Annotated in this window: 6 protein-coding genes; 4 read left to right on the top strand and 2 right to left on the bottom strand. The window is 70.1% G+C overall.

The window, feature by feature from the left end; translation table 11 throughout:
* Positions 1–117: 117 nt before the first annotated feature.
* Positions 118–3,666 (bottom strand): DNA polymerase III subunit alpha, encoded by a 3,549-nt coding sequence (dnaE, locus tag ACFWWQ_RS24550; RefSeq protein ID WP_384599958.1) that lies wholly within the window; start codon positions 3,664–3,666, stop codon positions 118–120.
* 342 nt (positions 3,667–4,008) lie between these two features.
* Here dnaE and ACFWWQ_RS24545 point away from each other — a divergent pair, with 342 nt between their 5' ends.
* The 3 genes from ACFWWQ_RS24545 to ACFWWQ_RS24535 all read left to right on the top strand — a co-directional run bounded on the left by ACFWWQ_RS24545 (position 4,009) and on the right by ACFWWQ_RS24535 (position 6,825).
* Entirely contained in the window at positions 4,009–4,701 is a 693-nt protein-coding gene (locus ACFWWQ_RS24545; RefSeq protein WP_384599955.1) for a hypothetical protein, read from the top strand.
* Positions 4,702–4,805: 104 nt separating this feature from the next.
* Positions 4,806–5,675 carry a thioredoxin domain-containing protein gene (locus tag ACFWWQ_RS24540; RefSeq protein WP_384599952.1) on the top strand — a complete coding sequence of 290 codons (870 nt, stop codon included), beginning with the start codon at positions 4,806–4,808 and terminating at the stop codon, positions 5,673–5,675.
* 196 nt (positions 5,676–5,871) lie between these two features.
* Positions 5,872–6,825 (top strand): thioredoxin domain-containing protein, encoded by a 954-nt coding sequence (locus ACFWWQ_RS24535; protein WP_384599949.1) that lies wholly within the window; start codon positions 5,872–5,874, stop codon positions 6,823–6,825.
* Positions 6,826–6,938: 113 nt separating this feature from the next.
* Here the strand turns inward: ACFWWQ_RS24535 and ACFWWQ_RS24530 are convergent, their stop codons facing one another.
* Positions 6,939–7,550 (bottom strand): dienelactone hydrolase family protein, encoded by a 612-nt coding sequence (locus ACFWWQ_RS24530; RefSeq protein ID WP_384600030.1) that lies wholly within the window; start codon positions 7,548–7,550, stop codon positions 6,939–6,941.
* 164 nt (positions 7,551–7,714) lie between these two features.
* Here ACFWWQ_RS24530 and ACFWWQ_RS24525 point away from each other — a divergent pair, with 164 nt between their 5' ends.
* On the top strand, positions 7,715–8,797 hold the full coding sequence (locus ACFWWQ_RS24525; protein ID WP_384600027.1) for a mechanosensitive ion channel family protein: 1,083 nt from the start codon (positions 7,715–7,717) through the stop codon (positions 8,795–8,797).
* Positions 8,798–8,835: the final 38 nt, after the last annotated feature.

The following is an 8,835-nucleotide window of genomic DNA, read 5'->3' as shown; positions in this document are numbered from 1 at the left end:
TCGCTCAAAACTGCCCCCCCCCGGCCCGCCGCGCGGCGCCGCCACACCTCCGACCCGCTAAAAATCTTTGGCGCCCCCCCCCACCGGGCGGCCCCCCCCTCGGGGGTCCGGGGGTGCTCAGCCGGCCAGGCAGGACGGGCCGAGCAGCACCTTCAGGTCGCCGAAGAGCGACGGGTCGGGCGTGACGCGGTGCCGGTCGAGGCGGAGGACCGTGGTCTTGCGGGTGCCCTGGAGCTTGATCCGCACCTCGGTGGAGCCGCGGTGGCTGGTCAGCACCTCGCCGAGCTTCTCGACCAGCGGCGGGGTGACCTTCAGCGTCGGGATGGTGATCGTCACGGGGGCGTTGGCGCCCGCCTCCGAGAGGTCGGGGACCATCATCTCCATGGCGACCAGCCGGGGCACGTCCTCGCGCTTGTCCAGCCGCCCCTTGACGAAGACCACCGCGTCCTCGACGAGCTGGGTGGAGACCAGCTGGTAGGTGGCGGGGAAGAACATGCAGTCCAGGGAGCCCGCCAGGTCCTCGACGGTGGCGATGGCCCAGGCGTTGCCCTGCTTGGTCATCTTGCGCTGGAGACCCGAGATGATGCCGCCGATGGTCACGATCGAGCCGTCGGAGTAGTCGCCGCCGGTCAGCTGGGCGATGGCAGCGTCCGCCTTGTCCGACAGGACGTGTTCGAGGCCGAACAGCGGGTGGTCGGAGACGTACAGGCCGAGCATCTCGCGCTCCTGGGCGAGGAGGTACGTCTTGTCCCACTCCACGTCGGAGAACTCGACGTCGAGGCCGAAACCGGGGCCGTCGGAAGCCCCGTCGGCGGAGTCGCCCATGCCGCCGAAGAGGTCGAACTGTCCCTCGGCCTCCTTGCGCTTGACCTGCACGACGTTGTCGATCATCGGTTCGTACTGCGCGGTGAGGCCCTTACGGGTGTGCCCCATCTCGTCGAACGCGCCCGCCTTGATCAGCGATTCGGTGGTGCGCTTGTTGCAGACGACCGCGTCGACCTTGTCGAGGTAGTCGGGGAACGAGGCGTATTTCCCCTTGGCCTTGCGGCAGCGGATGATCGAATCGACGACGTTCTGGCCGACGTTGCGGACCGCGGTGAGGCCGAAGAGGATCACGTCGTCGCCCTGGGCCGCGAAGTTGGCCAGCGATTCGTTGACGTTCGGCGGCAGCACCTTGATGCCCATGCGGCGGCATTCGTTCAGATAGACCGCCGACTTGTCCTTGTCGTCGCGCACCGAGGTGAGCAGCCCGGACATGTACTCGGCCGGGTAGTTGGCCTTGAGGTAGGCGGTCCAGTAGGTGACCAGGCCGTACGCGGAGGAGTGCGCCTTGTTGAAGGCGTAGCCGGCGAACGGGACCAGGACGTCCCACAGCGCCTGGATCGCCTGGTCGCTGAAGCCGTTCTTCTTGGCGCCCGCCTGGAAGAGGACGAAGTTCTTCTCCAGCTCCTCGGGCTTCTTCTTGCCCATGACGCGGCGGAGGATGTCGGCCTCGCCGAGCGAGTACCCGGCGACGATCTGGGCGGCCTTCTGCACCTGCTCCTGGTACACGATGAGGCCGTAGGTCAGGCCCAGGACCTCCTTGAGCGGCTCCTCCAGCTCCGGGTGGATCGGGGTGATCTCCTGGCGGCCGTTCTTGCGCTCGGCGTAGTTGGTGTGGGAGTTCATGCCCATCGGGCCCGGGCGGTACAGGGCCGAGACGGCGGAAATGTCCTCGAAGTTGTCGGGCTGCATCTGGCGCAGCAGCGACCGCATCGGACCGCCGTCGAACTGGAAGACGCCGAGCGTGTCACCGCGGCAGAGGAGTTCGTACGTCTTGGGGTCGTCCAGCGGGATCTCCAGGAGGTCCAGCTTGATGCCCTTGTTGGCCTCCACCATCTTCACGGCGTCGTCCATGATGGTGAGGTTGCGCAGGCCCAGGAAGTCCATCTTCAGCAGGCCCAGCGACTCGCACTGGGGGTAGTCCCACTGCGTGATGGTCACGCCGTCGGTGTGGCGCACCCAGACCGGGGCGTGGTCGACGATCGGCTCGCTGGACATGATCACGCCCGCCGCGTGCACACCCATCTGCCGGACCAGGCCCTCGACGCCCTTGGCGGTGTCGATGACCTTCTTGACGTCCGGCTCGTTCTCGTACATCGAGCGGATCTCGCCCGCCTCGCTGTAGCGGGGGTGCTTGGGGTCGGTGATGCCGGAGAGGTCGATGCCCTTGCCGAGGACGTCGGCGGGCATCGCCTTGGTGAGGCGGTCGCCCATCGCGTACGGGTAGCCGAGGACGCGGGCGGAGTCCTTGATGGCGTTCTTCGCCTTGATCTTGCCGTAGGTGCCGATCATGGCGACCTTGTCGGCGCCGTACTTCTCCGTGACGTACCGGATCACCTCGACGCGCCTGCGCTCGTCGAAGTCGATGTCGACGTCGGGCATGGAGACGCGCTCGGGGTTGAGGAACCGCTCGAAGATCAGGCCGTGCTCGATCGGGTCGAGGTCGGTGATGCCCATGGCGTACGCGACGATCGAACCGGCCGCGGAGCCACGGCCCGGGCCCACCGCGATGCCGTTGTTCTTCGCCCACATGATGAAGTCGGCGACGACGAGGAAGTACCCCGGGAACCCCATCTGGATGATGATGTCCATCTCGTACTCGACCTGCTTCTGGCGGTCGTCGGGGACGCCGCCGGGGAAGCGGCGGTCCATGCCGACCCGGACCTCCTCCTGGAACCAGGTGACCTCGGTGTAGCCCTCGGGGATGTCGAACTTCGGCATCAGGTCGCGCTTCTCGAACATGCCGTCGGTGTCGATCTGCTGGGCGACCAGGAGGGTGTTGCGGCAGCCCTCCTGCCAGGCGTCCGAGGAGTCGATGGCGTACATCTCGTCGGTGGACTTGAGGTAGTAGCCGGTGCCGTCGAAGCGGAAGCGGTCGGGGTCGGAGAGGTTCTTGCCGGTCTGGATGCACAGCAGCGCGTCGTGGGCGGTGGCCTCGTGCGCGTAGGTGTAGTGCGAGTCGTTGGTGACCAGCGGCGGGATGCCGACCTCTTTGCCGATCTTGAGGAGGTCCTCGCGGACCCGGCGCTCGATGTCGATGCCGTGGTCCATCAGCTCCAGGAAGTACCGCTCCTTGCCGAAGATGTCCTGGTACTCACCGGCCGCCTTGCGGGCCTCGTCGTACTGGCCCAGCCGCAGGCGGGTCTGGAGCTCGCCGGAGGGGCAGCCGGTGGAGGCGATCAGGCCCTCGGACCACTGGGCGATGGTCTCCTTGTCCATCCGCGGCCACTTCTGCAGCCAGCCCTCGGCGTAGGCGTCCGAGGAGAGGCGGAAGAGGTTGTGCAGACCGGTCTTGTTCGCCGCCCAGATGGTCTTGTGGGTGTAACCACCGGAACCGGAGACGTCGTCGCGCTTCTGGTGCGGCTGGCCCCACTGCACCTTGCGCTTGAGCCGCCGCGACTCGGGGGCGACATACGCCTCGATGCCGATGATCGGGGTGACCCCGGCCTTCTGGGCGGAGTGGAAGAAGTCGTACGCGCCGTGGAGGTTGCCGTGGTCGGACATGGCGATGTGCGTCATGCCCATCTCGTTGCACGCGGCGAACATGTCCTTGAGCCGCGCGGCACCGTCCAGCAGCGAGTACTGGGTGTGGACGTGCAGGTGCGTGAAGGGCGGCTTGGCCACGGCGGGAGACCTCCGGAGAAGGGCGGCGGACGAGGGCACGGCGAGGGGACGGGCGGCGTCCGGGACGCCGCACCGCGGATGGTGTGGGCAGCTTCGAAGTCTACGACCCGGCACCGACAACGGAGCTCCGCCGCGACCCGGAACGCGGGCCTCCGCGGACGCCCGTCGCCCCGCGGGCAGGCGGCACACGGCCCGCCGGGCGGCCGTGGCCGTACCCGTGTCGTCGACCGCCGGCGTGCCCCGGGGCCGGCCCCGGAAGCCGTGCGCACGCTGCGGAAACCGGCCCCGGACCGACGGGGACGCCGCCGTCCCCGCCCCCTCGGGGAACGCCTGCACGGGTTCATGGCACACTCGCTGGCGATGGACATCTCGGCGGCACACCTGCGGACGGTGCGTGCGGCGCTTTTCACAGCGCTGTGCGTGACGCTGTCCGCGGCGTCCCATGTGCTGCTGACCCGGATGCCGCTGCCGCTGACCACCGTCGCCGTCGTCTCGGCCGGGGTCTTCGGCATCGCCTACGCGCTGGCCGGGCGGGAGCGGGGCTTCGGACGGATCGCCGCTCTGCTGCTGCCGCTGGAGCTGGCCGCCGACGCGGTCTTCAGCTACGGCCAGCACGCCTGCTACGGCCGCTCCGGCGGCCCGGTGACCGGTCCGCTGCGCACCCTGGGCATCGATCTGCTCTGCGGCGGCGGTGACGTCGGCGCGCCGCTGGCCCAGTTCTCCGGGCACGGCGCCGGGCCGCTGCTCGCCGTCCCCGCCGGGGCCGGCTGGCTGCTGCTCGTCGCGCATCTGCTCGTCGGGCTGGTGGCCGCCGCCTGGCTGCGCCGCGGCGAGGCGGCGCTGGCGCAGCTGCTCGGTGCGGTCGCCCACTTCGCGTTCCGGCCGTTGCTGGCCGCCGTCGCGATGGCCGTACGGGTGCCCGCCCCGGAGCACCCGGCCGTCCGGCGCGGTGCCGACGGCCCGCCCGCGCACCACCCGCCGCTGCTGGTGCACTCCGTCGTCCGCCGTGGACCGCCCTGCGTGCTCGCTGCCTGAGCTCCCTTTCGGGGCCGCAGCCGCAGCGCGCGTACCGCCCTCCCAGGGTGCGTGCGCGCCCGTACGCACCGCACCCTTCCCACGGATTTCCACGGAGACATGTCATGAGCAACCGCAACAACCAGGCCAACAAGCAGGCGGCGCGCGAGCGGCTGCGGGCCGAGCGGGAGCGGCAGGCGAAGAAGGACAAGATGCGGCGGCAGCTGACCGTCGGCGGCGCGATCGTCGCGGTGCTGGCGATCGCCGGCGGCATCGGCGTGCTGGTCGCCAACTCCGGTGGCGACGGCGAATCCGGCGCCACCGCCACCGTGAACGACATGGCCGGCAACAACAAGGCGTGGGCCAAGGCGGCCAAGGCCAAGCTGGTCAAGCCCGCACACACCTCGGGCGACAAGGGCACCACCCTCGTCATCGGCACGGCGGACGCCAAGCACACCCTGGAGCTGTTCGAGGACCCGCGCTGCCCCGGCTGCGGCAACTTCGAGCAGAACGTCGGCGAGACCGTCCAGAAGGACATCAAGGACGGCAAGTACAAGGCCCAGTTCCACCTGGCGACCTTCCTGGACACCAACCTCAAGGGCACCGGCTCCAAGAACGCGCTGAGCGCCCTGGGCTCGGCGCTGAACGTCAGCCCGGACGCGTTCCTGAAGTACAAGGAAGCCCTGTTCTCCAAGGAGTTCCACCCGGACGAGATGGGTCCGGACAAGTTCGCCGACGACAGCTACCTGCTGAAGGTCGCCGACACCGTGCCCGCGCTGAAGGGCAACAAGGACTTCGAGAAGGGCGTGAAGTCGGGCGTCTTCGACCGCTGGGCGCTGGAGATGTCCGTCGAGTTCAACTCGCACGACGACGTCAAGAACACCCCGACGCTCAAGCTCGACGGCAAGGTGATCGGCCTCGACAGCGGCCCGAGCAAGGTCGCCCCGACCACCCCGGAGTCCTTCAACACCCTCATCGACAAGGGCGTGAAGTAACGCGCCGGGCGGCGGGCCCGCGCCCGTCGCCCGATGCCAAATCTTGACTCGGGAGTCTGCCGTGGACATGGCAGACTCCCGGCATGCCCCCCACCCTCCTGCCGATTCGCCGTCCCCCGCACCGCGGCCCGCCGCCGTCCGGTGCGTACGCCGTCGACGCAACTGCCAGTCGCAGCACCGAGGGATCGGGACACAGATGAGCAACGGCACCAGCCAGAAGGCCCCGTCGGCCGCCCGTGAGCGGATCCGCGCCGAGCGGGAGCGGCAGAAGAAGAAGGACCGGGTACGCCGCCAGCTGACCGTCGCCGCCGTGGTGGCGGGCGTGCTGGTCGTCGCGGGCGGCGCCGGGTTCGCCGTGGTGAAGGCGACCGAGCCGACCGGGTGGGAGGCGGCCAAGGAGGCCAAGTCGGTCACTCCGGCGCACACCCAGGGCAAGAACGGCACCGAGATCCTGATCGGCGACAAGAGCGCCAAGGAGACCCTGGAGGTCTTCGAGGACCTGCGCTGCCCGATGTGCGCATCGTTCGAGCAGTCCTCCGGCGCCTCCCTGATCAAGGACATCGACGACGGGCGCTACAAGGTCCGCTTCACGATGTACACCTTCCTCGACGGCGCCCAGGGCGGCGAGGGCGCCAAGAACGCGCTCAGCGCGCTCGGCGCGGCCCTGAACGTCGGCCCGAAGGCATTCCTCACGTACAAGTCGGCGCTCTACTCGCTGACGAACCACCCCGAGGAGCAGGACGACGCGTTCGCCAAGGACTCCGTCCTCCTCAAGATCGCATCCGAGGTACCGGAGCTGGCGCACAACAAGGGCTTCGAGCAGGCGGTCAAGAAGGGCACCTACGACCGCTGGGCGATGGACATGACCGCGCAGTTCGGCCGCAAGGGCGTCAAGGGCACCCCGGCCTTCCTGCACGGCGACAAGAAGCTGGTGCTGCCGCCGGTGCCGCAGCAGCGGATGACGCGGGAGCAGTACAACCAGCTCGCCGACGCCAACTTCAAGAAGATGATCGACAAGGAGTTCGGCCCGGCGAAGGGCGGCCCCGGCATCGCCGAGGGCGAGAAGGACCCCAGCGGCGGCAAGGACAGCGGCGCCCCGGGCGGCGCGCCCGGTATCGCCAAGGGGGAGAAGGACCCGAGCGCGCGCTGAGCGAGCGCGGCGGGTGTCCGGCAGGCGGCGGGCGAAGGAATGTCCGATCGGGGCGCGTCCGGAGGCTCCCCGCCGCCGGGCCGGAGACGCGCCCCGGCCCTGCCCCGCTCGTCTCAGAGCGACGCCAGGAACCCCAGCGCCGTCCGCCAGGCGCTCTCCGCCGCCTCCGGGTCGTGGTCGGGCAGGTCCGGGTCGGTGAAGAGGTGGCCGGCGCCCGGGTAGCGGAAGACCTCGACGTCGGCTCCGGCCCGCTGCATCTGGAGGTACCAGGCGGTCAGCCAGTCGTGCGGCTCGAACGGGTCCGGGTCCGCGACGTGCAGCTGGACCGGCAGGTCGTCGGCCTCGGCGTCCTCGGCGATGTCCGAGGTGCCGTGCATCAGCAGCAGCCCGCGGGCCTTCGCGTCGGCGAGCGCCAGATTCTGCGCCACCGCGCCACCGAAGGAGAAACCGGCGTAGACCAGACCGCGGTCGGAGTACGGCGCCGCCGCCGTCACCGCGCGCCGCAGCAGCGTCTCCTTGCCGATCTCCTCCTTGATCTCCATGCCGTCACCGACGGAGTCCGCGGTCCGCCCGTCGAACAGATCCGGGACGATCACCTCATGGCCCGCGGCCCGCAGCCGGTCGGCGGCCGCATGCACCGCGGGGCGCAGCCCGCACACCGAATGGAACAGCACAATCGTCGAGGAACCGCTGGTCGCGGGCTCGGTAGTGGCCGGCACGTACATCACATCCCTGTGGTCGGATCGCAGCCCCCCATCCTGCCAGGCCGCGCTGCGGCCCTCGTCACAGCCGCTCCGCGCCGGGTGCCGTACCGTGCCCTGATGCCGTACGCCGACCCCGGGGTACGGCGGACGGGCACCCCGAGCCGAGGAGGAAATACGACGTGTCCCTGGAGGACGTACTGCGCCCGCTGAGCGTCATCGGCGGTTCGGTCGTCGTCACGGCCGTCCTGGGCTGGCTCGCCGACCGCGTACTGCGCCGGATCGACGCCGCCCACCCGGAGACCCCGCTGTGGGGCGCGCTGCGACGCTGCCGGATCCCGTTGCAGGTGCTGCTGTGCGCGGCGCTGCTGCGCGGTTCGTACGACGCGACCGGTCTGGACCTGGTGCGCGACCACATGGTGGGCATCGGCCGGGCGCTGACGCTGGTGCTGATCGCGGCGTCGGCGTGGCTGACCGTGCGCGCCGCGGCGGCCATCGTCCAGTCGTCGTACTCGCGCTACGCCGCCAACGCGCACGACGCGGCGCGGGTGCGGCGGGTGCGGACGCAGATCACGCTGATCCAGCGGGTGGTCAGCGCGATCGTGATCATCGTGGCTGCCGCGGCGATGCTGCTGACCTTCCCGGCGATGCGGACGGTCGGCGCCTCCGTACTGGCCTCGGCCGGGCTGCTGGGCATCGTCGCCGGTGTCGCGGCCCAGTCCACGCTGGGCAATCTCTTCGCCGGACTCCAGATCGCCTTCGGCGACATGGTGCGCATCGGTGACACGGTCGTGGTCAACGGCGAGATGGGCACGATCGAGGAGATCACTCTGACGTTCCTGACTGTGCGGACCTGGGACGAGCGGCGGATCACCATGCCGGTGTCGTACTTCACCGGCACGCCGTTCGAGAACTGGTCGCGCGGCGGCGCCCAGCTGACCGGCACGGTTTTCCTCCACCTCGACCACACCGCGCCGCTGGAGGAGATGCGCGAGCAGCTGCACCGGATCCTCCAGGAGTGCCCGGAGTGGGACGGCCGCGCCTGGAGCCTGCTGGTCACGGACACCACGCCGTCGACGCTGGTGGTCCGCGCGCTGGTCACCGCCCGTGACTCGGACGCGCTGTGGCAGGTGCGCTGCCGGGTCCGCGAGCGGCTGATCGCCTGGCTGGCGGCCGAACACCCCTACGCGCTGCCGCGGATCACCACCGCGGCGGCCCCCGCCGACCGGCCGCTGGGGCCGGTCCGGCAGCGCACCCCCGAGGAGCACTGACCTCGCGGGGCCCGGCCCGCCACCGGACGCTGTGGGTT

The sequence above is a fragment of the Streptomyces sp. NPDC059080 genome (assembly GCF_042739975.1).
GTDB lineage: Bacteria > Actinomycetota > Actinomycetes > Streptomycetales > Streptomycetaceae > Streptomyces > Streptomyces benahoarensis.
This window is presented reverse-complemented; position numbering and strand designations above follow the sequence as displayed.